Raw genomic sequence first — 23,588 nt, 5'->3', positions numbered from 1 at the left:
ATGGGAATTTTTGCCAGGCCGCTTAGGCTGGCCGTGGTGGTTGGTAGCCGGCAGTTCTTCAACGGCACGCCAGCCATCGCCGCGCGTCAAGAGGCCATCGCCCAACTCGACAAGCTGCAGATCGAGCCGGTTATCCTGCCGCTCGAGGCGACGGAGTTCGGTGCCGTTCAGTCTCGCTCCGATGCGGTGTTATACGCGGAATTCTTCCGGGCTCGCCGCGACGAGATCGATGGCATGGTGATCTTGTTGCCGAACTTTGGCGATGAGATTGCCATTGTGGAGACTGTGACGCGGGCCGGGCTAAATGTGCCGATCCTCCTGCAGGCCTCTAATGATGAGATTGGCAAGGTCGACGTGCACAGCCGGCGAGATGCCTTCTGTGGCAAGATTTCCGTGGCGAACAACTTTTACCAGTACGGCATCCCGTTTACTGACACGAGCCTTCATACAATGGATGTCGCGAGCGAAGGTTTCGCGGACGACCTAAACCGCTTCGCCGGGGTCTGCCGAGTTGTGCGCGGCCTGAGAGGGGCGCGCATCGGGGCCATCGGGGCACGCACCTCGCCGTTTCAGACCATGCGGTATAGCGAGAAGCTGTTGCAGGCGTCGGGCATTACCATCGTGACCGCCGACATGTCGGAGATCATCGGCGCGGCCGAGGCGCTCTCGTCTGAGGCGCCCGAGGTGCAGGCGAAGCTCAAGGATATTGATGGCTACGGGCGCATTCCCTCCCAGATCGTTCGCGACAACATCGTCAAGCAGGCAAGACTTTCAATCGTACTTGATCGCTGGATTGCCGAGAACGAATGCGATGCCAGTTCCATTCAATGCTGGCGCTCGATCCAGGACAATTACGGCTGCGCGACGTGCCTCAGCATGTCGATGATGGGCGAGAAGCTCATGCCGAGTGCCTGCGAGGTCGACGTGATGGGCGCGATCTCTATGTATGCGCTCGCGCTGGCTTCAACGGCGCCGCCGGCGATCCTCGACTGGAATAACAACTACGGCGCGGACCCCGAGATGTGTGTCTGCACCCATTGCGGCAACTTCCCGAAGAGTTTCATCGGCGATAAACCGGAGATCTCCAACCTTGATGTGCTCGGCACCGTAATCGGGGCGGAGAAATGCTTTGGCGCGGTGAAGGGCAAGGTGAAGGCCGGCCCGATGACATTCTTCCGACTGTCCAGCGACGATGGGCGGGGGACGTTGAAGGCGTATGTCGGCGAAGGCGCGTTCACCGATGATCCGTTTCCCATGGACGGCGGCATTGCTGTGACGCGGGTGGAGAAGCTCCAGGCAATGATGAAGTTTGTCGTGCGCAATGGCTTCGAGCACCACGTCGCCATGGTGCGTGGCAATTGGGCCGATACCGTCGACGAGGCGGTGCGGCGTTACCTGAAATGGCCGATCTACCACCACCTTGCGCCCGAGGCTGCGGGCGCGGGTGAGTTCTTTGGCTGATCGAAACGCATTTTCTTGGAGAGTGACATGACCAGCAGTTCGGATTTCCAGCTCGACCTCATCCGAGGCAAGGCAACGGCGGTGCGCCGCCATGCCATCGAGATGGTTTATCGCGCCAAGCTCGGCCATCCGGGGGGGGATATGTCGGTGACCGACATACTCGCCACTCTCTACTTCGGGGTTCTGAAGCTCGATCCCGCCAATCCGTCTGATCCATTGCGGGATCGCTTCGTGTTGAGCAAAGGTCATTGCACCGGCGCGCTCTATGCGACCCTGGCCGAGCGCGGCTTCTTCGACCTTTCAGAGCTCGAGACCTACATGCAGCCGCTGTCCCGGCTGAATGGCCATCCGAACCGAAACTATGTGGCGGGGGTGGAGACAAACACCGGGCCGCTCGGTCACGGCCTGCCCGTCGCCGTTGGTATGGCGATAGCAGGGCAGATGGACAAAGCCCCTTGGCGGGTTTTCGTCGTCGTTGGCGATGGCGAGCTGCAGGAGGGCAGCAATTGGGAAGCGGCGATGGCGGCTGGCCACCGCGGTCTCGGCAACCTGACGCTCATCGTGGACCGCAATGGTCTGCAGCAGGGCGCCTCGACGGAACAGACCAACTCACTGGAGCCGCTCGCGGACAAGTGGCGGGCCTTCGGATGGGAGGTCATCGAAGTGGATGGGCATGACCAATCAGCGCTCCTGAAGATCCTGGGCGCGGTAGGAACCGACCGCCCGCGCTGCGTCATAGCACACACTCACAAGGGTAAAGGCGTGTCCTACATGGAGGATCAGGTGGGCTGGCATCACGGCGTTCCGAACACGGAACAATTCGAAATCGCCATGCAGGAGCTCGTGTGATGGCGACTGCACTCTCGACGGATCTGCACGACTGCCGAACAGCCTATTCGGAAACCTTGGAAGCGCTGGCGGAGACTGATGAGCGCATCGTTGCGGTTGTCAATGACAGCGTCGGATCAAGCAAACTTGGAGGGTTCGGCAAGCGCTTTCCCGAACGGCTTGTGAACGTCGGCATCGCCGAACAGAACATGGTCGGTGTCGGGGCCGGTTTGGCCAATGGCGGGAAGGTGCCGTTCGTCAGCGGCGCCGCATGTTTCCTCAGCGCTCGTGCACTGGAGCAGGTCAAAGCGGACCTGGCCTATTCGAACACCAATGTGAAGCTCTGCGGGATGTCCAGCGGTGTCGCATATGGGGAGCTTGGGCCCACGCACCATTCGATCGAGGACATGGGCTGGTTCAGGCTTTTGACGAACCTGACGATCATCGTGCCATCGGACCGCTGGGAGACGAGAGAAGCGATCAAGGCGGCGGTAAGCAACGAGGGGCCGATGTTCATTCGGGTAAGCCGGATGCCCGTGCCCGACCTTGGCCGGCCGGATGGCTCTAAATTCAGGATCGGTGTTTCCGAAGAACTCCGCGCGGGAAATGACGCGGCCATTATCGCGTGCGGGACGATGGTGTCGCGGGCGCTGGAGGCCGCTCAAGTGATGGCCGCTGAGGGTATCGATGTGCGGGTCATCAACATGGCGACCGTGAATCCGCTGGATCATGATGCGGTGCTTGCGGCAGCCGGTACCGGCGCTGTGGTGACTGTCGAGGAACACTCCGTGCGCGGGGGGCTCGGGGGCGCGGTTGCTGAAGTTCTGTCAACTGAACGGCCTTGCCATATGCGAATCCTCGGCTTCGAGGGCTTCCAACCGACCGGCACGGCTGAATTTTTGCTTGAGCGAGCTGGTCTGACCGCCGAAGGGATCGCGGGCGCCGTGCGTGCGGTCATGGCCGCGAGGGACGGAAAATGACGACTGCCGTTCTCGCTATCGACCAAGGCTCGACCAATACCAAGGCCTTGCTGATCGATGCAGCGGGAACCGTCATCGCCCGTGCCTCATGCCAGACAGCCACAACGTATCCGCGGCCTGGCTGGGTGGAGCAGTCACCGGACGACATCTGGGAAAGTGTCCTCGAAGCGGTTGCGGATGCGCTTTCGGCTACTCCAGATGTGCGGGTCGCGGCAGTTGGAATTTCTAACCAGCGTGAGTCAGTTCTCATTTGGGAGCGGGCTACAGGCCGTCCGCTCGGGCCCTGTGTGACGTGGCAGTGCCGACGGACTGCCCCCCGGCTCGGAAAATTGAGGCAAGCGCCGGGTGCCGACCAAGTCGCCGTGAAAACCGGACTTGGTCTGGATCCGATGTTTCCGGCGGCAAAACTTGCTTGGTTGTTGGACGCGGATGAGGGGCTTCGCCGGCGGGCGGAACGGGGTGAGATCTGCGCGGGAACGGTCGACAGCTGGCTGATCTTCAAGCTGACGAGCGGGCAGGTTCACGCGACAGATCTGGGAAATGCCGCCCGCACGCAACTGCTCGATATTCGGCACGCCGCTTGGGACATAGATTTGGCAGGGTTTTTCGATGTGCCAATGAAGGTGCTACCGGAAGTCCGATCCTCTGATGCCAACTTCGGTGTGACACGTGGCGCCGGCGACTTGCCTGACGGTATTCCGATCCGATCCGTGATGGGGGACTCGCATGCGGCCCTATTTGGTCACGGCATAAGAAAGCCCGGTGAGATTAAAGCCACCTACGGCACCGGCACGTCTCTGATGGCGTTGACGGATGAGGCCCTGGCGTCAGGCCACGGACTATCCTCGACTATCGCCTGGGCCCGAGACGGGCGACCGACTTACGCACTCGAAGGCAACATATCGGTCTCAGGTCAGGGCGCAGCCTTCGTGACGCGCCTCTTGGGGCTCAAAGATGAGATCGCTCTGACAAACTTGGCAGAGTCGGTGCCGACGAGTGACGGGGTCGTCTTCGTCCCCGCTCTCGCCGGGCTCGGCGCGCCCTATTGGCGAGACGACGTCCAGGGATCGATCAGCGGGATGAGCCTGCGTACAAAGCCAGCACATGTTGCTCGTGCTGCGCTCGAGGCGATTGCACTGCAAGTGTGTGATGTGTTCCGGGCCGTAGAAGCGGATCTGGGCCTCCGTCTTCAAGAAGTATTCGCCGATGGTGGCGCCAGCGCCAATCAGGTGCTGATGCAGTTGCAGGCCGATCTCCTTGCTCGACCGGTATGCCGCAATCCAGTGGCCGAACTGAGCGCGGCAGGGGTCGCTTCGATGGCTGGGATCACTGTGGGCTTCTGGGACGAGGACGCCGCAAAGGTGCTGTTCCAGCGAGATAGTCAACATGTCACGCCGACCATGCCAGAGCAGCACCGGAAGGCCATTCTTGACGGTTGGCACGCTGCCGTCGGGCAAATTCTCGGCGGCAGGGAGACATCGCTTAGCACCGTCGGCGCCGATCCGAATGACGAGTTGGAGGAGCGGGCAGTAGTGCGCTTCTGACACGGCCGGTGCCGATCTGGAGGACGGCGCCGAAGAACTTATGGGAGGAACTCTTGGTGGAAGCCAAAATACTCGCGTTGTCTGGCGATACTAACAGACATGACGCAGCGGCCGACCTTAATATCCGGTGCGCGCTATGAGCGGTGTACTCGCGCACCGACCACGATCCCCGAAACTCGCGATGTTCGGGGCGGGTGTCTTGGTTCTGGCCGTGATGTTCTGGCAGGGGTCGGTTGTGACAGTCGTGCCTGTGGCGGGGCCAACGGTCGCTGATAGCTATCCATCTGCCGGCCTTGCATTCCAACCGAATGCCTATGTCGAGCGGATCTGGCCCAAACAGATCGTTGCGATGGTGCGAAAGGACGCTGTGCCATTGCCCCAGCTCCTGTCCGCGTTGGCCAAGGACAAGGCGGCAGCCCTGACGACCTACGGCAACAAGGTTGGCGACGCTTACAACATCCTCGTCAGTTTTAGCGGAACGGTCGGAAAGATCGATACTTCGACACCGATGGGCATGTTGACGGTCGACACCAAAGATAACGGCAAGTCGGTGCCCGTCCAGGTCGCGGTTGGGCCGGTCATTCTCGGCACGACTTTGCGCGATGCGCTGAAATTCATCAGCTTCGGCGAGTTCCTTAACCAGATTCAATACGGCGACGTTTCCGATGCCCTGAACAACATGGTGACCTCGAAAATCGTTACGCCGAAAGAGGCTGCCAATCTCAGGGGTCAGGCAGTCACGATCTTTGGCGCCTATACGTACAACGATAGTGATCCGCAGGATATTACTGTCACGCCTGTGATCCTTGAGCGCGCGAAGGGATCTCAGTAATGGGCCGCGTCATCTTCCAGGCCAAGCAGATCTGCAAGTCCTATCCGGGAACGATCGCGCTCGACCATGTCGATTTCACCGCCTACGCCGGATCGGTCAATATTCTGGTCGGCGAAAACGGCGCGGGCAAGTCGACGCTCATGAAGATTATCGCCGGTGCAGTCCAGCCCACTGAAGGCCAGCTTCTCCTCGATGGCGAACCGGTTGCCTTCGCAACACCTACCGAAGCAGCCGAAAAGGGCGTCGGGATCGTCTATCAAGAGCTGGACCTCTGCCCGAACATGACGGTTGCGGAGAACATCTTCCTTGGCCACGAGCCGGTGAAGCACGGTGTCATCAATCGACAGCATCAGGACGATGTGACGCGGCACGTCCTCGACCGGCTCGACCACAAGATCGACCCTGACCAAGTGGTTGGAGAACTCGGCGTCTCGACCCAGCAAATCGTCGCCATTGCCAAGGCGCTCAGGCGCGACGCCAAAGTTCTCATTATGGATGAACCGACCTCCGCACTGTCGGCGGGGGAGGTCGAGACGCTGTTCCGGCTAATCCGTGACCTGAAGGCACAGGGCGTCGCGATCATCTATATCTCGCATCGCCTCGAGGAGCTGATCGAGATCGGTGACTACATTACGGTCTTGCGGGACGGGAAGATATCGGCCCACGCAGAGATGGACGGCCTCGACATCCCGTGGATCCTGCGGCAGATGCTTGGCGACACCAAGCTCGACGTGCCGCACCATGGCGCCGAGCCTTCGGTCGACCCCATCCTTTCTGTTCGCAACCTGAGCCTGCCGCACACGGATAGTGGCGCCAAAGTCGATAATGTCTCGTTTGACGTGAAGGCGGGCGAGATCGTCGGCTTGTTCGGACTGATGGGCGCGGGGCGCACGGAGCTTCTCGAGTGCCTGATGGGCCTACATCCGGAAGCCAGCGGTCAGGTTGAGCTGGCCGGCGAGACCTTGGGGGCCCGGCTTGGGGTCGAGCAACGGATTGATCGGGGTATGATGCTGATTCCGGAGGATCGGCAGGCCGCCGGTATCGTTCAGACGATGACCCTGGGAGAGAACATCTCTCTTGCCAACCTGACCCGATACGAGCGTTTCGGCTGGCTTCCCCGCAATTTCGGTGCTCGCGATGTGGCTTCGACGATCAAGGAATTGGCCATAAAGGCCACCTCGGCGGCGCAGATGATCACAACGCTGTCGGGTGGGAACCAGCAAAAGGCGATTGTCGGCAAGGCGCTGCTGATCCGGCCCAGACTACTCCTGATGGATGAGCCGGGCCGGGGCATCGATGTGAAGGCGAAGGCCGAAATCTTCACGATCATGAACCGGCTCGCGACGGAAGGCATCGGGATCCTCTTCGTCTCTTCCGAGATGAAGGAGATCGTGGCGCTGGCGGATCGCACCCTCGTGATGTCCGAGGGACGGATCACCGCCGAGTTGGCGCGCGGCAAATATGACGAAAACGACCTGATGGTGAGCGCCGCCCGGGCGCGGGAGGCGGTATGAAAGACATGGCCAAGCAAGACCTGAAAAAGAGTGAACACCCGGAAAGCGAGACGCGCGGCACGGGACCGGCGCTCGGAGCACTTCTTCTGAAGTTCCGAGCCTTCGTCGCGCTGATCGTGATCATGGTACTGTTCACGTTCCTGTCCTCGACCTTCCTGACCTGGTCGAACCTGATCACGGTGCTGGTGCAGTCGTCTATCAACGGCCTGCTGGCGATTGGCATGACGCTGGTCATCGTCTCCGGCGGGATCGACCTGTCGGTTGGTGCAATCGCGGGTCTTTGCGGCATGGTCGTCGGCGCGCTGATCGACGTGGGTATTCCAATTCACGCCCTCGGCGTTGTCGTCTATCCGCATGCCTGGGCTGTCGTTCTCATCGGCATCGCCGCAGGTGCCCTGGCCGGGGCCGTGAACGGGTGGATCATTACCCGACTGAACGTTGCGCCGTTCATCGCCACGCTTGGTACGCTCTACATCGGGCGGGGGCTTGCCCTTCTAAGCAACAACGGCTCCACCTTCCCGTTCCTCGACGGCACCAAGGCGCATGGCAACATGGGCTTTCCCTGGCTTGGCAACGGGTTGCTCCTCGATATCCCCGTGCCCATCTGGCTTCTGGCCATAGCCACACTTGCGGCCTCAGCCGTCGCCACCAGGACGACCTTTGGTCGCCATATCTATGCGGTCGGCGGCAACGAGCGAGCGGCCGCCCTGTCTGGCGTCAAAGTGCGCTCCGTCCGGGCGCGGGTCTATGTGATCTCCGGTGCCCTCTCAGCGCTCGCCGGCATCGTCATCGCCGCGCAACTCGATTCCGCCGGTGCGGCGGCGGGAACGGGATATGAGCTGAACGCGATTGCGGCAGCCGTGCTCGGAGGGACTTCCCTCATGGGGGGCAAGGGGACAATCACCGGTAGCGTGATTGGCGCGCTCGTCATAGCAGTCCTCGTCGACGGTCTCATCCTGCTCGGCGTTTCCGACTTTTGGCAAATGATCATCACCGGGTTCGTCATCGTTGTGGCGGTGGCAATCGATCAGGTGCAGTTCAATGCCGTCAAGTTTCCGTGGCGCGGAGGCGCCGCGGTGAAGAGGTAACGCCCTGCGCAGGAGGCCAGGGCCGTTGCACCACAGTCAGTGGAACAAAACCTTTGGGAGGACCCAATCATGACACTGAAGACCCTTCTCGGAACGGCCTGCATGGCGGCCTCGCTTGGCGTACTGGCGCTTCCGGCATCTGCGGCTACACCGTCGGTGCAATCTCAGAAGGGCACAAATGGCAAGACGATTGCCATCTTCGTGCCCTCGCTGAGCAATCCGTTCTTTGTTGCCGAAGAGAAATTTGCCGCCGATGAAGCCACCAAGCTCGGCTACGGCACCATGGTGGCCAGCCACGACGGCAACGCCGAAACTCAGCTGAACCTGATCAAGACCGCAATTGCCCGGCATGTGTCCGCGATCGTTCTGGACAACGCTGGGGCTGACGAGTCCATCTCGGCAGTGAAGACCGCGACAGACGCTGGCGTGCCGGTGTTCCTGATCGACCGCGAGATCAACGCCAAGGGTATTGCCAAGGCGCAGATCGTGTCGAACAACTTCCAGGGCGCGCAGCTCGAAGGTACCCAATTCGCGAAGCTCATGGGATACAAGGGCACTTATGTTGAGCTGACCGGCCTTCCTTCCGACACCAACGCCAAAGTGCGTGCCCAGGGTGCAGAAAGCGTGCTGAACCACTTCAAGGACATGAAGATGGTCGGGAAACAGACCGCGGACTGGTCGCAGTCCAAGGGCTTCTCGGTCATGCAAACGCTTCTTCAAGCCCACCCGGACGTCAAGGGCGTCATCGCCGGTAACGATACGATGGCGCTCGGCGCTGAAGCTGCGCTACTGGCTGCCCACAAGCCGGACGTGATCGTCGTCGGGTTCGATGGTAGCCCCGATGTCGTGGCCTCGATCAAGAAAGGCCAGATCAAGGCCGATGTACTGCAGCCGATCGCTGTGTTTTCCCAAAAGGCGGTGATTGAGGCGGACCAGTACATCAAGACGGGTAAGACCGGACTGCCGGAGAAGCAGGAGCTGAACTGCATCCTGATCACCCCGGAAAATGTCGGCAATTATACCAACTGGGCGATGAAGAGCTAACCCAGCGCGCTAACGATTGGGCCCGCCAAGCGGGCCTCCTCAGACCCGGAGCTTGTCACACCTCTGGCAGGCTCCGGGTCAATATGAAAGCATACGAAAAATATCGTGTGCAACCGTGGCCAGCCGATGTGATTTCCGCATATTGTGCCGCGTGATGCGAACGAGCGAGAGGTCAACGGATGGCCATTTCTGAAAAGCCGGCGAGCCCGGTGCGGGGAAGGCCGCGAAACGGCCGAGGCGGCGGTCGTGCCGCCGAGCCGGAGCCGGGCCTTCTCGCAGAACCGCGTCGGATGCGCATCCTCGACTGGCTTCAGGAAGAAGGCAGCGCTCGGGTGCGAGATCTCAGCGAAGCTTTTCAAGTCTCCGAAGCGACGATCCGGCAGGATCTCGAGCGGCTCGAAAATGATGGACATATCTTGAGGGAACACGGCGGTGCTTATCTCAAGACCGTCCCTCAACAGGTTGGCACCATGTCTCTTCAGCACATGGAGAACATGGAGAAGAAACGAAAGATCGGCGCTCGAGCGGCCGCGCTGGTGAGAGATGGTGAGACCATCATCCTGGACTCAGGTTCCACGACGACAGAGGTAGCACATTGTCTGCTCGATCGGCAGGAGCTGACCGTCATCACGAATGCCCTGAACATCGCTCTCATGCTTGGCGGCGTTCCTGGATACTCGGTGCATATGCCAGGCGGCCAGTTCAAAGCGCCAACCCTCTCCCTCAGCGGAGAGAAGTCGGTTGAATTTTTCGACGACATTTTTGCAGGCAAACTCTTTCTCGCCACGGGTGGAGTGAGCTTCGACGCCGGATTGACGTTGCCGAGCCTTGCGGATCTCCGTCTCAAGCAGGCGATGATTGAGTCCGCCTCTCACGTCTACCTGGTGGCCGATTCTACCAAGATCGACCGGACGTCCTTCGCGCGTCTTGGGGCGTTGGATCTGGTACAGACGTTTATCACAGATGATGGGATCAGCGATAAGGCGGCGCGGGAGATCGAAAACCGAGGGATCGAATTGTTGATTGCTTGATGGTATTTCGTTTTCATCTTCCCGATGCGAACAAGGGCAGGCTCAAAGGTAGTTTATGCTGAGGGTTTGTCAGTAATCCGCGCAGCGGATGATCTATAGGGGTGTTGCGCATGCATGGCGACAATCTGAGTGAGTATTCGGATGCAATCTCTTCAATTGAGGAGATAATCGACGATGCCAGAAATGGACGCATGTTTATCCTCGTTGATCATGAAGACCGTGAGAATGAAGGGGATCTGATTATTCCAGCCCAAATGTGTACGCCGGCGGCAATAAACTTTATGGCTACTCATGGGCGGGGCCTGATTTGCCTGGCGCTTACCGGCGATCGGATCGAGGGCCTGGGTCTTCAGTTGATGAGTCCGAAAAACTCAAGCCGGCATGAAACGGCTTTCACGGTGTCGATAGAGGCGCGTGAAGGGGTGACAACGGGCATCTCGGCGCATGATCGTGCGCGGTCAGTCGCAGTGGCGATAGATCCAACCAAGGGTCCTCAGGACATCGCCACTCCTGGTCATGTTTTTCCACTTCGGGCTCGCGACGGTGGAGTGCTTGTTCGAGCCGGTCACACTGAGGCGGCGGTTGATATCCCACGCCTTGCTGGACTGAACCCATCAGGCGTGATCTGCGAGGTTATGAATGAAGATGGGACTATGGCAAGATTGCCAGACCTCATTTCTTTTGCGCAGCTGCACGGCTTGAAGATCGGGACGATTTCGGACCTGATCAAGTATCGGCGACGCCATGATAACCTCGTCAAGGTAAGATCCGAACGCACCGTCGAATCAGAGTTTGGCGGCGAGTGGTTGATGCGTATCTTTTCCGACGATGTGTACGGAGACGAGCACATCGCATTGACATGTGGAGATCTGACAGGTGCCGAACCTGTGCTCGTTCGGATGCATACTCTCGATCCCCTTTTGGACGTAGCAGGGCTGGGCGGAAGCGGGCGCTCCGCTGAATTCGGTCAAGCGATGCGGTTGATAGCGGAGGAGGGGCGTGGTGCACTTGTGCTCCTTCGGGACACACATATGAAGCTGGTCGCAGACGACGCCGTTTCTCCGCAAACCCTGCGGCAATATGGTCTTGGTGCGCAGATACTGTCTTCACTTGGCATCACCAAGCTTACACTTCTGACCAATTCTCCCGTTCCTAAGGTTGTGGGCCTCGAGGCCTATGGACTTTCGATTGCGGGAACACGTGCGATCCCCGAAGCGTAATGCGTTCTCGATGTAAGGGTGGGCCGCTACTTGGCCTGGACGAGGACGCTCCCTCAAGCCCGGCGATAGGGGCTCAACTCCACACGAGTCCTGACGCCCCCCGCGCGAACCCTTCATGCAAACGGTGGCCAGCGCACGCGCAGTTGCAACAATGGCCTGTTTGACGGTCTGAACTGCGGCGCGGGCTACGCGGATCAATGCCCTTTGTCGATCGGTCGTGACGCCTCGGTGGTCCTGGCAAGAAGGGCGGAGAGCTGTCATTTGCACCCGCGGCGTTGCGCCTGCGGTAAATCGAGATAGCAGCCATTCGCGCAATCCGGGTCGCCCGAGCGATCGCCTTGGTGAGCAAGGGGCAGAGACCGTGCGATGTATATCGCCATGATAATGTCGGTGACCTGGATACCCCGGCTCTCTTCCGGACTTGCAGAAAGTCCGCGGAGAGGTTGCTCCGTTACCCTACTTTGGACCAGCTGAGGCCGGAGTTTCCGACCTTCTTGTTCCGCTCCCAAAGTTTGGAGCGCCGGATCTTGGAGTTTCCCGGCGTGGTCGCGAACTGGTGCAGAGGGCAGCAGGCGTCCCTGGGCTCAAGGGGTGATGAGCAGCCATCCTCCGGCCGCTGCGAGGAGCACCACAAGCCAGGGTGGTGCCTTCCACAGGGTGAGGAGGAGAAACCCGATCGCCGCGACCGCGAAATCTTTCGGGGTCCGGACGGCGCTGGTCCAGACCGGATCGTAAAGGGCCGCGGCGAGGATGCCGACCACAGCGGCATTGGCGCCCCGCATCGCCGCCTGCGCCATCGGCCTCCCGCGAAGGCTGTCCCAGAATGGGAGCATCCCGGCAACGAGGAGCAGGCCGGGAAGGAATATCCCGACGAGGGCGATCGCCGCTCCGGCGAGGCCGTTCGGCGCAGGCACCGCCACCGCGCCGAGATAGGCCGAAAAGCTGAAGAGCGGCCCGGGAACCGCCTGCGCGGCGCCGTATCCGGCGAGGAAGGCATCTCCGGTGACCCAGCCCGGCCGCACGACCGACGCCTGCAAAAGTGGGAGGACGACATGGCCGCCCCCGAAGACGAGGGCACCGGAGCGATAGACGGCGGCAAAGAGCTTGGCCCCCTGGGCGCCTACAGCTGAAGGCTCGAACATTGAAAGCAGGAGGAGGAGGAAGAACAGGCCGATGCAGATCGCGCCGGCGCGTCGGGAGACGGGAAAGTGAAGCCGCCCGGCGCCGCTGCTGGCCTCTCCGCGGCATAGAACCAGCCCGGCGAGGGCGCCCAGGCCAATGGCGGCAACCTGTCCGAAGGCGGCGCCCGTGAAGGCGGCGAGCAGGATGGCACAGAGGGCGATCCCAGCCCGCGGCCGGTCCGGCGCCAGGCTGCGGGCCATGCCCCAGACCGCCTGGGCGACAACAGCCACGGCCGCAAGCTGAAGTCCGTGGAGAACCGACTGCCCAGCGGGGTCGGCGAAGAGCGACAGACCAGCAGCAAAGGCGACGAGCAGGAGTGCGGACGGCAGCGTGAACGCCGTCCAGGCGGCGAGGCCGCCGAGTGGACCGCCGCGCAGGACACCGAGGGCGAAGCCCACCTGACTGGACGCGGGACCCGGCAGGAACTGGCAGAGTGCCACGAGATCGGCGAAGTCCGCCTCGTTGATCCAGCGCCGCTTCACGACAAGATCGTTCCGAAAGTAGCCGAGATGCGCGATGGGCCCGCCGAAGCTGGTCAGGCCGAGGCGCAGGAAGGCGCGGAAGACCTCCCGGGCGTTTCCGGCGGGCTGGGCTTTGCTTTGATCGGTCATGCTGGAATCCGTGGGTGCCTGGCGATCCGGCTTCGCGCCGTCCCGATGCGACGGCCGGGGGCAGGATCGCGGGACGATCCGGAAAGCGCAAGAGAGGCGCCGGGCGGACCTCAGTCGGCGGAGGCGTCGGTGTCCAGATCGTCGTAGCCGCGCGCCCGGTAGATCGCGAAGGACAGGAGCCAGGCTGCAATGAAGACCCCGATGATGACGAAGCCGATGCTGCCGAAATTGCCGTTGAGCGATCCGATGGCCTCCCAAAACGGACCGGTCAGGCCAAGCTTGTCTCCGAGCATCCCCAGAGCCTCGATCCCGCCTACGAGCAGCGCGACCACCACCGAGACGCCGGTGATCGTCATGTTGTAGTAGAGCTTGCGGATGGGCTTCACGAAGGCCCAGCCATAGGCGCCGAGCATCAGGATGCTGTCCATCGTGTCGATCAGCGACATGCCCACCGCGAACAGGACCGGGAAGATCATGATTGCCCAGACATCCATCCCCTTCGCGGCCTCGGCCGCCGAGATGACGAGGAGTCCGACCTCCGTCGCCGTATCGAAGCCGAGGCCGAACAGGAGGCCGAGCGGATACATGTGCCACGACCGGGTCACCAGGCGGAACGCCGGGCGCAGGACCGCAGTGAGATAACCGCCCCCTGCCAGCATGTCTTCCATGCTCTCGTCGGGGAGCTGCCGACCGTTTCTGACCTCCTGGAAGGTTCGGTAGATGCGGCGGAAGATGGCGAGGTTGGCGAGCGCAATGATCAGAAGGAACGTCGCCGAGACGCAGGTTCCGATGACACCGCCAATTGCGTGATATTCCTCGATCTGGTCCTTGAACGCGCTGGCAGTGGCGGCGACAGCGATCGAGGCGAGGGCGACGATCGTCGAATGGCCAAGCGAGAAGAAGAACCCGACTGCGACCGGACGCTTGCCGGCCTGCATGAGCTTCCGGGTTACGTTGTCGATGGCTGCTATATGGTCCGCATCGACGGCATGGCGCAGCCCGAAGCCCCAGGCGATTAGCGCCGTGCCCAACAGCACCGGATACGTCCGAAAGCTGAGCAGCGCCCAGCCCCAGGCCATGACATTCAGGAGGGTCAGGAGGCCGAGTAAGCCGACGACCTTCGTCCGCAGCGCTGTGCCCCGATCGTCGAATATTTGCCCGAAGGAAATCGCCAAAGTCCTTTCCCCCGGAGCGGCCCCGACTGCCGTAGGACGCTATGGCAAGGAGCGTATGATGTATAGAGTGGGAAGCTCGCAAGGAGGGGGGCGCGGAGGTGGTGAGGCTGATGCATGTCGCCTGCCGGCCTTAGTCCTGCTCCGTCGGTTTGGCAGCGAAGCGTGCAAATGCCCGTGTGACGGCCCGCTCGGTCGCGGGTGAGAGGCGGTATCAACGTTCAACACATGAAATTTCTGTCCTCAGCACCGAAAGTCCGGTTCTGAGAAGCTGCACCGCCGCATCTGATTAGGGTCGGAAGGTCGGCTCTGGGCCGTTCGCTCCAGTTGGCTCCACTCTCACGCCACGACTTTTCAAGGGCCGCTATCTGCCTTCCCTGTCACTGATCGTGCGACCGATCTCCCTATTTGGATTGTCCCCGAGTCATCTGGGTACGGCGATGCCGTTGGTGTGATCATCACATTGTCAGAGTTGCCGCGGCCAACAACGTTCTTCTGCTTTTCCAAGATCGACCAATATACCCGGCATGATACCCGGCATGACATATCAATCGCTATACCGACGTCTCCATGACGACCCGTCGTTCTCGAACCAGGCCGGGCTGGCGGGGCCGCTTTCTGGAGTTGCAGCACTGGAGTTGCTCACGCGCTTTGTGGGCATTCCACTCGCGGCACTCGACGTCCCGCCGATCGAATTGTCACGGCAATTTCCCAGGAACGAAGTGCCGGAAGTTGCGCGCGGAGTCTTCGGCCGGGAACTGACGCGGTACCGGAAGTGGCGGAACCTGCTTCTCGACTGCCTTCTGGTACACACCGGGAGCCCCGTCGATGCCGACACCATCGACGCATTGCGTCGGATCTGGCGACTCGAGTTCGGCAGCGCTCAGGCCAATCGTCTCACGGAGATCTCAAATTTGTTGCCGAGCCCGCTCGGGTTGAAGGACCTGACTCGTACCAGCGCCATCGAGATCGACGCAAAACTCTCCGGAAACAAGCGCCAGACATTTCGAGCAGGTCTCAGCGTTTTGGATCGGCTCCGTGACCTGAAAATTGTGACAGATGCGGGGCTCTTGCCAACAGAGAAGATCGGGTATCTTGCTAAGCCGTCTGCACATGCGACCGCGGTTCCACTTCCGCCACAGCTCGAGGAATATCGTGCCGCTGCGCCCGAACGAGTGAAGTACGGGCTTCCATTTGTCTGGCGTCTGGCGGTCACCGCCGGCATCTTGCGACCAGCAGCAGACGTCACACCTGCCATGCTGGTGGAACCGGAAATCTTGATGAGGCTTCGGGCGCTGCGGCCGGCTGACTTCGGGTTTCGCAGACCTGGTGTCGAGGCGTATCGGGTGTATCTGAAGGCAATTGCAGACGATTTGGTTCCTGGTCTCCTCGAGCGTCTGTCTCACGAACGCGACCCCGCCGCGACGGCCTGGAGCGAGCTCCGTCGGCGCCTCCGCGAGGCGGGCCAGCACAGAGCCGAACAACGCCTTGCAACCGTGGGCGCATGTGCCGCGCGCGCAAAACTGAAGCCAGAGCAACTCACCTCGGATTGGTTCGCGGACCAGCAACGGCAGCTCCGCGGATCGAGCGTGGATGGGTTTCTCCGTGGCGCCCGGATGCTTGATCAACTCCGCGGCTCCGGGTTGCTCGATCCGGCTCTGTTGCCGGCAGGCCCAAGCGGGGTGCCGCCGGCGCTGCCGCGAGCCAACAAACCGAAGACCGCGAAACCAAAGAAGGTTGGCAGAAACCCGTGCCCGACCCTCACGGAGGTTTGGACCTATTTTTTTGAGGATCTGCGGAAAACCGGGCTCGAGAAGTCCAGAGTGCACCGGTTTTATGCGTTAAAAGCGGTCGCTCTTCGCGCCGGGTGCAGACCGAATGAGCTTGATGCAACCCTGGTCGACAATGCACGGCGGATGACCAACAGTCAAAAGGCAAACGCGATCAGCGGGGCGGCGAGATTGCTCGATGAGCTTCGGTCGGTCGAAGACCTGCGGTCGTACATGCCGGCGCGGCCGATCGGTCCGCTGCCGGACCGACGGCAGTCGGCTCCTGATCTAACGGGCGAACTTGCCGAAGAGACGGAATGCGCGCTCCGCCTGCGCGGTCTCTCTGCGAGCGGGTCTCGGTCCACACGGATCGCCGTGAAGGCCTTTGCCGCCGTCGCGCGGGGTCGAGACATGGGATTTGCGTCCCTGAGCGAGCTGCTCACCTACGATTTCGAGCAAATCGACTGGGGGCTCGTCCAGGCGAAGGTCAATCGGTACAAGTCCAGCCTCCGCGCCTTGCGTGACTTCCTGTTCCTGGCATGGACCCCGGACTGGACCGCCTTGCAGGAAGCCGTCGTTCGGGCGGGTGTATCTTCGGTCGACAACCCCGTCTCTGCCCTTCTCGGATATGCGCAGGGTCGGAGCCCGGCCGAGCTCGATCTCGCCTGGGCGGTTGGGGTCGATCGCGATCTGCGGCGGTGCAGCACGCACGCGCCATACGGGCGGGCCGACCTCGCACTCACCTTCGCGCGCAATATTGCGCGCCTCGATGCCTTGCACGGCATTGAGACAGTGCGGGCGACGGATCTTCTGCCCAGTCTGATCGGTCCGATCCGGATGTGACCGCACTGAACGTCCGGGCTGACCTGATCGGCCCGAATTTGGAAGCAATCGTCATTCATTGTTTATTTCCGGGCGTATCCGGACGGTCCCACCTCCCCAAAAAGGAGAGTGGCGATGGCACATTCGGACGAGATACCGAGCATCCAACCCAAGACACCGGGCCTCCTGACTCGGGAGGAATGCGCCAAATTTCTCAATGTCGGGCACAACGAGATCAGTGGCATCATGCGCCGGTTTGAAGTGCCCGCACTCGAAGGGCTCTATCCCGAACGCGCGATCTGGAAACGGATCCTCGGTGTCGAGCCAAGAGACGAGCCGGCGATGCAAGCGCTGCGGCTCCAGCTTCAGGATATCAATTGGATGGTGAAGACCATCGGCGAATCCGCGTCGTCAATCCGTCGCAAGATCGCTGCTGGCACCTTCGACTGGCCGACCGGCATTCAGCTCGGCTGCCTCCGAGCGGACCGGAAGCCGCCGCGCCTGCGCCGCTGGATGCCGCGGGTCGTTCTGGCTCGGCGCGACGCGGTTGACCTCACCAGTCTTCAGTTCCTTGAGGACGTCATGGCCGACGCCCCTGAAGCTGAAGCCGGCGACGTCCAATCGGCTCGCATCTCAGACGCTTACCCGACGGACCAGGACCGCGAAGACCCGGAAAACAACGTTTTTGCTCAGATCGTGAGGGATAACGCGCAGTGACCCCGGCAACGCGCAAAATAACGTTCCTCCGTTGGTTTTCGGCAGTGGTAAACGCACGACTTTTTATTACCGGTTTCCCGATAACAGCCAATCTTCCCGATAACGCGCAGAACATGAAAGGGCTCGCAGGCCAATGAACGCATCCAACCAGACCCTGCTCGATGCTGTCCGTTTCGGAGAAGACAGCACCGACCCGACGCTCCGGCAATACGCCAAAAACTTTCTCCGGGTGACCGCGTCCCGCGGCTTCGACCGCTCGAACCTCGCCCAGGAGCCCGCGGATCTGACGCGCTATCTCGAGATCGCGCCAAAGTTCAACAAACGATTGACGTGGCTCGGCGAGTCGATCGTCCGCCAGGGCTGGTCGGCCTCGACCTACAAGCAATATCAGTCCGACGGTCGGCGGCTGGTCGAGCATTTCACCGGAGAGTTCGCCGAGCGGTCGGAACGCAAAGCGCGCCGGGATGGGTTCGCCGCCGCTGCCGAGCGCGGCCCGATGCTGGTCGACGCCGGTCTTGTAAAAGTGGAGGAGCTGCGCAGCCTTGCGGCAATCGCCGACGCCGCCAGGGCCGAGGGGCACGATCTGGCCGATCTTGATCGAGAGCGGGTGATCGCGCTCAAGAAACACTGCCCGACCGAAAATCATTGGACCAAGGTCAAACGCGGCGCCAAGCTGATCGACAAGCTTCTCCCGTATCCTTGCATGCGAGATCTGCTGCCGCCGACAGAGATCGGTTCCCTAAGCGGTGTCCTTCGAGAAGAACGCACCATCCCGCCACAGTTCGCGGCCGAGATCGATGCCTGGGTCGGTTGCGTGAGCCGCATCGTGCCGCCCGAACTCGCATCTGAGGAAGCGCGCGAGCTCTACGCCACCGAGCTTTCGGCGGGGTCAAAGGGCATTCATCAGGCGGCTTTGCGGGCCTATGTCGACACCCTCGGCAAGTTGCAGACAATCACCGCGCTCAACACGATCGGCGGCCTGTTCGATGGTGCCGCCATCGAGCGCGTCATCGTCGCCTGGGACCGCGCCTCCAATAGTCCTCGTGGCCTGAGTGCAAGAACGATTTACCGTTACATCGACTGCATCCGGCTGGCGCTCGATGCGAACGGTCATCCGACGGCGGCGCTCAAGATCAAGACGCTCTGCACCGCCCTGCCGATCCTGCTTGAGGGAAAGGCGGCGAACGAATTCATGTCGGCGGAGACAGAGCAATGGTGCCGCGACTTGCTCGCGAGCGACGAACGTCAGCGGCTGTTCGAAATGCAGCATGTCTACTATGCCACCAAGGCCAACGAGGCGCTCGAGGCTGCCGCCGCCGCCGGACTCGATCTCGTCGCGCTCTCCGATCCCGAGGCAATGCGGCGCTTGTCCTTGGAAAAGAGAAGTGCGGCCAAACACCTGTTACGCCGGGCGCGCATGTTTGGCACATGTGCGGCTTTCGCTGCCATCGAGATCGAAGCTGCGCCGTTCCGCAAATCCAACACGCTCAAGCTGTGCCGGTCGGGCCAGCGCCAGACCTTCTTCGATCACCGCGGAGCGCCTGCCCCCTATTTCGAAATCATCATTCCGAATGAACTTCTCAAGAACAGCAAGGCTCTCACCAAACGCAACAGATCACTGCCGCCGTTCAAGATCGCCAAGGGGCGCCCGGGGGATGGCACCTATGCCTACGGCATCCTTGAATTTTTTCTCAAAAAAATTCGTCCTCTTTTCCCGGGTGCAAGGACGTCCGGGGCGCTCTTTGCGCCGATCAATCCCAGACATGATAGCCTCTGCGTCGGAACCTTCGATGAATGGCTGCGCGAGTGTTCGACCGAGATCGAGCTTCCCTTGACCGCCCATAATTTCCGGCACGGTCTATGCTCGATCGAGATCAACCACGACCCGTCCTGCATCGAGCAACTGGCAGACTTGCTCGCCGATCATCCGAATACGATCCGGCGCTATTACGCCTTCATCGATCGCGAGGAACAGGCGCGCCGGCTGCAACGCGACCGCGCCAATCGCCGCAAGGCCTCTGGCGCCATCAATCTGCGGCTGGCGGTCTGATGGCATCGCGCAGCAGTATCCTGAAAAGCCCGCACTGGCAGCATTTCGTGCATCGGGAAGGTTTCGCTGACCTTCCAACATCCGTGCTTGCGATCACAGACGACTTCTTCCGGTTCATCGCCGAGCACGGGCTTGCTGCGCCAAATGGCGCAGATCTATTGGCCTGGGCCGTCGGCGACTCCTCGGCCCCGGCGAGGCTCCGATTGCTCGGCTTGAGACAGGCGATGGTCATCTGCCTGCCAAGTTTTCTGGCTCAGATCGACGAGGCGATCGGCCTGATCGCCGCGAAGGCCGCAATATTGACGCCAGCAAAGACGCCTGCTGATGGGAGCGAGGTCCCGTCAAGCAGGGGGGGCGAGCCGGCGCGCCCGGCATTCGACCCCATCGCGCCACCAGGGCGCAAGCCGCCTGTCCCAAGGCATGTCTCCGTCGCGCCAAAAGATCTGCCCAGCGATTGGCAGGACCTCCTTCGCCGTATCTTCGACGGGCTTCCGGGCAACGATGTCATGATTGCTCCGGAAATCGCCAAGCGCCTGCGGGAGAAGCTCTGTCAGTTTGCCTGGTCTTGTCGGAAGGCCGGGACTTCGGTGGCCCTGACGCCGAGCGCGATCAACCTCTACGAAACGGACCTGCGTCAGCGATTGAAGGCCCGCAAGAACGGCCTTCGATGGGCGAGCGTTCGCGCGTCGATTGAAGAACTCCATCGCTTCGCCCGTTATGCGGGCCTTGGCGGGGACGTCATCGCGGAACTGGCCTCCCGGCTCGCCCTTCTGCAAAGCCGCGAGAACGTGCAACTGGCTCTAAAGCATTTCGAGCTTGCGCGAACCGGCAACACAATCGATCGGCTATTGGATATGGCTGACGGGCTTCTTGCTGGTGTCGCCGCGGTCGAGTCACCCAAGAAGCGCCATCAATTGCGAAACGGCGCGGCGATCCTCGGCATCTACGCCAATGCGCCGCTTCGGAACCATTCCGCCGACCTCCGGTTCGGCGAGACGCTGTTCTGGGAAGCCGAGCATTGGGTGATCAGAACGAAGATTCATAAAACGCACAGCCGGAATCCGGAGTTGTTCGTCCTGCGTCTTGAACCACTGTTCGGCCGATACATCGATGCCGTTCTTCTCGGCGACCACTCGCCGTCAATGCTGCCGAAACTTCGCCAGGAGGCGCTGCTGGCCCGGCGCCAGCTCTTCGTTCTCTTTGACGGTGGTGCTACCGCGCCTTCATACATTCCGCGGATCTTCAAACACCTCTCTGGCAACAGCTTTACCACCACGCGAACGATGACTCACACAGACTGCGCCGTCCGCTACGGCAAGCAGGGGGTTCTCATGGCGATGGCCGCCTGTCATCAGGTCTCAAGCGGGATCGAGTTCAAGTATCAGCAAGATCTGGTCATGCGGAATTCGGTCGCCCAGCGCCGCGCGTCAGGCCAGGCGCGACGCTCCGGTTACGACCAGATGGGGGGAGGGGACCTCGATCTTTCCTTTCTCGATGACAGGGAGGAAGCCTCAGACGCTCCGGAAGAGCTGGTCTCCAGGCTGAGGTGAGAGGTCGGGCCGGTCGTGCCGCCATCCCGACTGCCGGCGGTCATCTCGGTGAGACCGCCGGCAGTCGGGATGGCGGCACAAAGGAATAAGACGTTTCAGAGGGAACGCGAGCAGAAGGGCGGAATTGGATGGCGCTTGACCCGGTCCAGAGTGACCGGCTTACGAAATGGAGCCACCGCCTATGCTTCACCAGCATTCCTTCCCCACGCCTGATCCCCTCCGGCAGTTCTTTCAAGACCACCTGGCCGGCCTCGAAAGCGCCACAACGCTTCTGGGCGGTGCCGGCGCCCGTCGAAACCTGCAGCTTCTTGTTGAAGAGCTTAGCCGCAACCCTGGTCTCTCCCGCGTCGCGAAAACCCGGCTGGTTTCTCTCGTGGATCTCCTCTCGCTTCAACATGTTGGCGATGTCGACCGGCCAGAAGCAGGGTTCTTTGCGGCGATCGACCTGAACTGGCCTGTTGTTGCCGAGATCCAGCTTCTCACCGACCAGTTGCAACATGCCGTTCGTGCCTTCGGAGGATGGGCCGCCGCTCATGGTATGACCCCTGTGGTACTCGATATGCCGTAGGGAGAAATCCTCGCCCGGGCGCTCGGCCGGGCCTTGACAAGGCGGCTATGGTGGCCGCCTCGACGACGAGGAAACAAATGGCCCCTCACAATCAGAATGAAAGATCATATGAGGATCTCGCGGCAAGGGTTGTCGCCGAGGCCCGCATTGTCGCGAACGGCATCGGTGAGTTGCTCCAGCCCCAAGGTCATGGTCAGGACCTCCAACTTTGGAAGGTCCGCAGTTATCTGCGGGACGGAACCATCCTCGAGCGCTGGGATGACGAGGCTCTCCGCCTGTTGGGACTCGCAATTCAGGATGCGCTCGATGCCGAGACCCTCGAGGTGCGCGAGGAATTCGTCACCAACTGTTGGGTCGACGAAGAGCCCGCGCAGGAAGGTTACCTTCAGGCGGTCCGGATCGTCACCGAGAAGGGGCAGGCGGTCGGCGACCTTCAGGCGGCCTTCAAGCGCATGAAGGTTGCCAGAGATGAACTCGTCGACCGCGTTGCCGGTCAACGGGCGGTGATGAAGCTGCTCCGAAAGGCGTAAGTTGCCACCCGGCTATGTGGGCCAAGACCGCATAGCCGGGCCTGAGGCGCGGGAAGTCTCTTCTCCGCGGTGTGGGGGACCCACAGCGCGGCGCTCGCGGCAGTGGCGGGAGCATCGTCGCCGAGGGTCACTGATGCTGATTTATGACCCGTCGTACATATCCAGAAATGCATCGGCGCTCTGGAATACCATCTCCGTCAGGGCCTCGACCCTCTCCTCTTCATCGAGTCGTAGGAGGTCTTCCGGTTGACCACCGAAGACATCAACGTCGGAGGCACCCTTGTGACTCGAAATCTCCAAGAAGCAGAATTCCTGCTTCGATAGCGTTAGGCCGGGGGTACAGCGGATGCTGATACAGAGTTCAAGCTTCTTCCTGATCATGTAGTCGAGCCTGGAATTTGGCAGCTGCTCGTGCAGAAACTCGGCCCCGGCGCGGGCGACGTCTTTGGGAATGCCGAAGAAGCCGGCGATAGAAGGTGTTTGGAACAGACATGTGTGCATGTCAGAAGGTCTCCTGGCGGGAATGATTGTGCGTTGCTCTTGTCAACTCCAGGGACTTGGGTTCGATGCCTCGAGCGGCGAAACGACTTGAGCAAAGATTCCAGTCTTAGGGCGCTTGATTTCGGGCGCTTGACCGATCGGTCTCGTGTCAACTAAGTATTGAGACTTCCTTTTGAACTGGCCCTGGCTGTCGCTGCCATGGCCCTGTCCGCTTTAGTGGTCTCGGCTGATGCCGGGATCATGACGCACAAGAATGCGTAGGGGGCCTCGATCGTTGCCCTATATATGCTGTGTTGTTATGCGATCCCGCCATCGGCATAGGCCTCCACCGTCGCAAGGCATCGCCCGAGACGCTTCAGCACCGGCCCCGAGATCCGCTCCGGGAAATCGCCCGGAAGCCCGGTCTCGACCTCCGCCAGGGCACGGCGTCCCACCGCCGCGATCTCCGAGACCGCGTCCCCGATCACCCTCTCCGGCACGCGCGTGGCGCGCGCGGTCTGCGTGAAGTGCCGCGGATGGATCTGGTCCATGCGGTAGTGGCGCGAGTTGCCCACCGACATCGCCATCTGGATGT

19 protein-coding genes and 1 pseudogene are annotated in these 23,588 nt (G+C 61.3%); 16 read left to right on the top strand and 4 right to left on the bottom strand.

Going from position 1 to position 23,588, the window contains the following annotated elements:
- The 10 genes from EIP85_RS11925 (at nucleotide 1) to ribB (ending at nucleotide 11,542) form a co-directional block, all read left to right on the top strand.
- A complete protein-coding gene (locus tag EIP85_RS11925; RefSeq protein WP_127902412.1) occupies nucleotides 1-1,461 on the top strand; it encodes an L-fucose/L-arabinose isomerase family protein in 1,461 nt (486 codons plus the stop codon).
- Nucleotides 1,462-1,488: 27 nt separating this feature from the next.
- The gene (locus EIP85_RS11920; protein ID WP_127902411.1) at nucleotides 1,489-2,310 is read left to right on the top strand and encodes a transketolase; all 822 of its coding nucleotides are present in this window, start codon (nucleotides 1,489-1,491) and stop codon (nucleotides 2,308-2,310) included.
- Nucleotides 2,310-3,269, top strand: a complete 960-nt coding sequence (locus EIP85_RS11915; protein ID WP_127902410.1) for a transketolase family protein — start codon at nucleotides 2,310-2,312, stop codon at nucleotides 3,267-3,269. Before EIP85_RS11920 ends, EIP85_RS11915 begins: the two co-directional genes overlap by 1 nt.
- Nucleotides 3,266-4,813 (top strand): FGGY family carbohydrate kinase, encoded by a 1,548-nt coding sequence (locus EIP85_RS11910; RefSeq protein ID WP_127902409.1) that lies wholly within the window; start codon nucleotides 3,266-3,268, stop codon nucleotides 4,811-4,813. Before EIP85_RS11915 ends, EIP85_RS11910 begins: the two co-directional genes overlap by 4 nt.
- A gap of 136 nt (nucleotides 4,814-4,949) precedes the next feature.
- Nucleotides 4,950-5,645, top strand: coding sequence for a DUF2291 family protein (locus EIP85_RS11905; protein WP_127902408.1), 696 nt, complete (start codon nucleotides 4,950-4,952; stop codon nucleotides 5,643-5,645).
- A complete protein-coding gene (locus EIP85_RS11900) occupies nucleotides 5,645-7,159 on the top strand; it encodes a sugar ABC transporter ATP-binding protein (RefSeq protein ID WP_127902407.1) in 1,515 nt (504 codons plus the stop codon). Before EIP85_RS11905 ends, EIP85_RS11900 begins: the two co-directional genes overlap by 1 nt.
- Complete coding sequence (locus EIP85_RS11895; RefSeq protein ID WP_164871714.1) at nucleotides 7,156-8,247, top strand: ABC transporter permease; 1,092 nt, start codon at nucleotides 7,156-7,158, stop codon at nucleotides 8,245-8,247. The genes EIP85_RS11900 and EIP85_RS11895 overlap by 4 nt, the downstream gene beginning before the upstream one ends.
- Before the next feature lie 69 nt (nucleotides 8,248-8,316).
- On the top strand, nucleotides 8,317-9,291 hold the full coding sequence (locus EIP85_RS11890) for a D-ribose ABC transporter substrate-binding protein (protein WP_127902406.1): 975 nt from the start codon (nucleotides 8,317-8,319) through the stop codon (nucleotides 9,289-9,291).
- Nucleotides 9,292-9,470: 179 nt separating this feature from the next.
- Nucleotides 9,471-10,322: a DeoR/GlpR family DNA-binding transcription regulator gene (locus tag EIP85_RS11885; RefSeq protein WP_127902405.1), complete on the top strand. Its 852-nt coding sequence runs from the start codon at nucleotides 9,471-9,473 to the stop codon at nucleotides 10,320-10,322.
- A 110-nt stretch (nucleotides 10,323-10,432) separates the two neighbouring features.
- A complete protein-coding gene (gene ribB / locus EIP85_RS11880) occupies nucleotides 10,433-11,542 on the top strand; it encodes a 3,4-dihydroxy-2-butanone-4-phosphate synthase (RefSeq protein WP_127902404.1) in 1,110 nt (369 codons plus the stop codon).
- 584 nt (nucleotides 11,543-12,126) lie between these two features.
- On the opposite strand, the gene chrA is transcribed toward ribB, so the two are convergent.
- Together chrA and EIP85_RS11870 are read right to left on the bottom strand one after the other, a co-directional pair.
- The gene (chrA, locus tag EIP85_RS11875; protein ID WP_127902403.1) at nucleotides 12,127-13,335 is read right to left on the bottom strand and encodes a chromate efflux transporter; all 1,209 of its coding nucleotides are present in this window, start codon (nucleotides 13,333-13,335) and stop codon (nucleotides 12,127-12,129) included.
- A 110-nt stretch (nucleotides 13,336-13,445) separates the two neighbouring features.
- Entirely contained in the window at nucleotides 13,446-14,510 is a 1,065-nt protein-coding gene (locus tag EIP85_RS11870) for a HoxN/HupN/NixA family nickel/cobalt transporter (RefSeq protein ID WP_206615520.1), read from the bottom strand.
- Between the two features lie 536 nt (nucleotides 14,511-15,046).
- On the opposite strand from EIP85_RS11870, the gene EIP85_RS11865 reads away from it, so the two are divergent.
- The 6 genes from EIP85_RS11865 (at nucleotide 15,047) to EIP85_RS11840 (ending at nucleotide 22,513) form a co-directional block, all read left to right on the top strand.
- Nucleotides 15,047-17,119, top strand: coding sequence for a hypothetical protein (locus tag EIP85_RS11865; protein ID WP_127902402.1), 2,073 nt, complete (start codon nucleotides 15,047-15,049; stop codon nucleotides 17,117-17,119).
- Between the two features lie 114 nt (nucleotides 17,120-17,233).
- A complete protein-coding gene (locus EIP85_RS11860; RefSeq protein WP_127902401.1) occupies nucleotides 17,234-17,815 on the top strand; it encodes a hypothetical protein in 582 nt (193 codons plus the stop codon).
- 133 nt (nucleotides 17,816-17,948) lie between these two features.
- The gene (locus EIP85_RS11855; RefSeq protein WP_127902400.1) at nucleotides 17,949-19,865 is read left to right on the top strand and encodes a hypothetical protein; all 1,917 of its coding nucleotides are present in this window, start codon (nucleotides 17,949-17,951) and stop codon (nucleotides 19,863-19,865) included.
- Nucleotides 19,865-21,415: a hypothetical protein gene (locus tag EIP85_RS11850; protein ID WP_127902399.1), complete on the top strand. Its 1,551-nt coding sequence runs from the start codon at nucleotides 19,865-19,867 to the stop codon at nucleotides 21,413-21,415. Before EIP85_RS11855 ends, EIP85_RS11850 begins: the two co-directional genes overlap by 1 nt.
- Nucleotides 21,416-21,596: 181 nt before the next feature.
- Nucleotides 21,597-21,983 (top strand): hypothetical protein, encoded by a 387-nt coding sequence (locus tag EIP85_RS11845; RefSeq protein ID WP_127902398.1) that lies wholly within the window; start codon nucleotides 21,597-21,599, stop codon nucleotides 21,981-21,983.
- Between the two features lie 47 nt (nucleotides 21,984-22,030).
- Nucleotides 22,031-22,513, top strand: coding sequence for a hypothetical protein (locus tag EIP85_RS11840; RefSeq protein WP_127902397.1), 483 nt, complete (start codon nucleotides 22,031-22,033; stop codon nucleotides 22,511-22,513).
- Nucleotides 22,514-22,654: 141 nt separating this feature from the next.
- Here the strand turns inward: EIP85_RS11840 and EIP85_RS11835 are convergent, their stop codons facing one another.
- The gene (locus tag EIP85_RS11835) at nucleotides 22,655-23,014 is read right to left on the bottom strand and encodes a hypothetical protein (RefSeq protein ID WP_127902396.1); all 360 of its coding nucleotides are present in this window, start codon (nucleotides 23,012-23,014) and stop codon (nucleotides 22,655-22,657) included.
- Between the two features lie 296 nt (nucleotides 23,015-23,310).
- Nucleotides 23,311-23,588 (bottom strand): annotated as a pseudogene (locus EIP85_RS23015) (hypothetical protein); the annotation flags it as partial.

Source organism: Solirhodobacter olei (assembly GCF_004010155.1).
Lineage (GTDB): Bacteria > Pseudomonadota > Alphaproteobacteria > Rhodobacterales > Rhodobacteraceae > Solirhodobacter > Solirhodobacter olei.
The sequence above is the reverse complement of the archived record's forward strand: the minus strand, read 5'-3'. Positions and strand labels throughout refer to the sequence as shown.

Coding starts and splice junctions, on each gene's coding strand:
- EIP85_RS11855 (WP_127902400.1), top strand. CDS start 17,949: ATGAACGCATCCAACCAGACCCTGCTCGATGCTGTCCGTTTCGGAGAA.
- EIP85_RS11885 (WP_127902405.1), top strand. CDS start 9,471: ATGGCCATTTCTGAAAAGCCGGCGAGCCCGGTGCGGGGAAGGCCGCGA.
- EIP85_RS11925 (WP_127902412.1), top strand. CDS start 1: ATGGGAATTTTTGCCAGGCCGCTTAGGCTGGCCGTGGTGGTTGGTAGC.
- EIP85_RS11915 (WP_127902410.1), top strand. CDS start 2,310: ATGGCGACTGCACTCTCGACGGATCTGCACGACTGCCGAACAGCCTAT.
- EIP85_RS11920 (WP_127902411.1), top strand. CDS start 1,489: ATGACCAGCAGTTCGGATTTCCAGCTCGACCTCATCCGAGGCAAGGCA.
- EIP85_RS11890 (WP_127902406.1), top strand. CDS start 8,317: ATGACACTGAAGACCCTTCTCGGAACGGCCTGCATGGCGGCCTCGCTT.
- EIP85_RS11850 (WP_127902399.1), top strand. CDS start 19,865: ATGGCATCGCGCAGCAGTATCCTGAAAAGCCCGCACTGGCAGCATTTC.
- EIP85_RS11910 (WP_127902409.1), top strand. CDS start 3,266: ATGACGACTGCCGTTCTCGCTATCGACCAAGGCTCGACCAATACCAAG.
- EIP85_RS11860 (WP_127902401.1), top strand. CDS start 17,234: ATGGCACATTCGGACGAGATACCGAGCATCCAACCCAAGACACCGGGC.
- EIP85_RS11840 (WP_127902397.1), top strand. CDS start 22,031: ATGGTGGCCGCCTCGACGACGAGGAAACAAATGGCCCCTCACAATCAG.
- EIP85_RS11835 (WP_127902396.1), bottom strand. CDS start 23,014: ATGCACACATGTCTGTTCCAAACACCTTCTATCGCCGGCTTCTTCGGC.
- EIP85_RS11845 (WP_127902398.1), top strand. CDS start 21,597: ATGCTTCACCAGCATTCCTTCCCCACGCCTGATCCCCTCCGGCAGTTC.
- EIP85_RS11900 (WP_127902407.1), top strand. CDS start 5,645: ATGGGCCGCGTCATCTTCCAGGCCAAGCAGATCTGCAAGTCCTATCCG.
- EIP85_RS11865 (WP_127902402.1), top strand. CDS start 15,047: ATGACATATCAATCGCTATACCGACGTCTCCATGACGACCCGTCGTTC.
- EIP85_RS11905 (WP_127902408.1), top strand. CDS start 4,950: ATGAGCGGTGTACTCGCGCACCGACCACGATCCCCGAAACTCGCGATG.
- ribB (WP_127902404.1), top strand. CDS start 10,433: ATGCATGGCGACAATCTGAGTGAGTATTCGGATGCAATCTCTTCAATT.
- chrA (WP_127902403.1), bottom strand. CDS start 13,335: ATGACCGATCAAAGCAAAGCCCAGCCCGCCGGAAACGCCCGGGAGGTC.
- EIP85_RS11895 (WP_164871714.1), top strand. CDS start 7,156: ATGAAAGACATGGCCAAGCAAGACCTGAAAAAGAGTGAACACCCGGAA.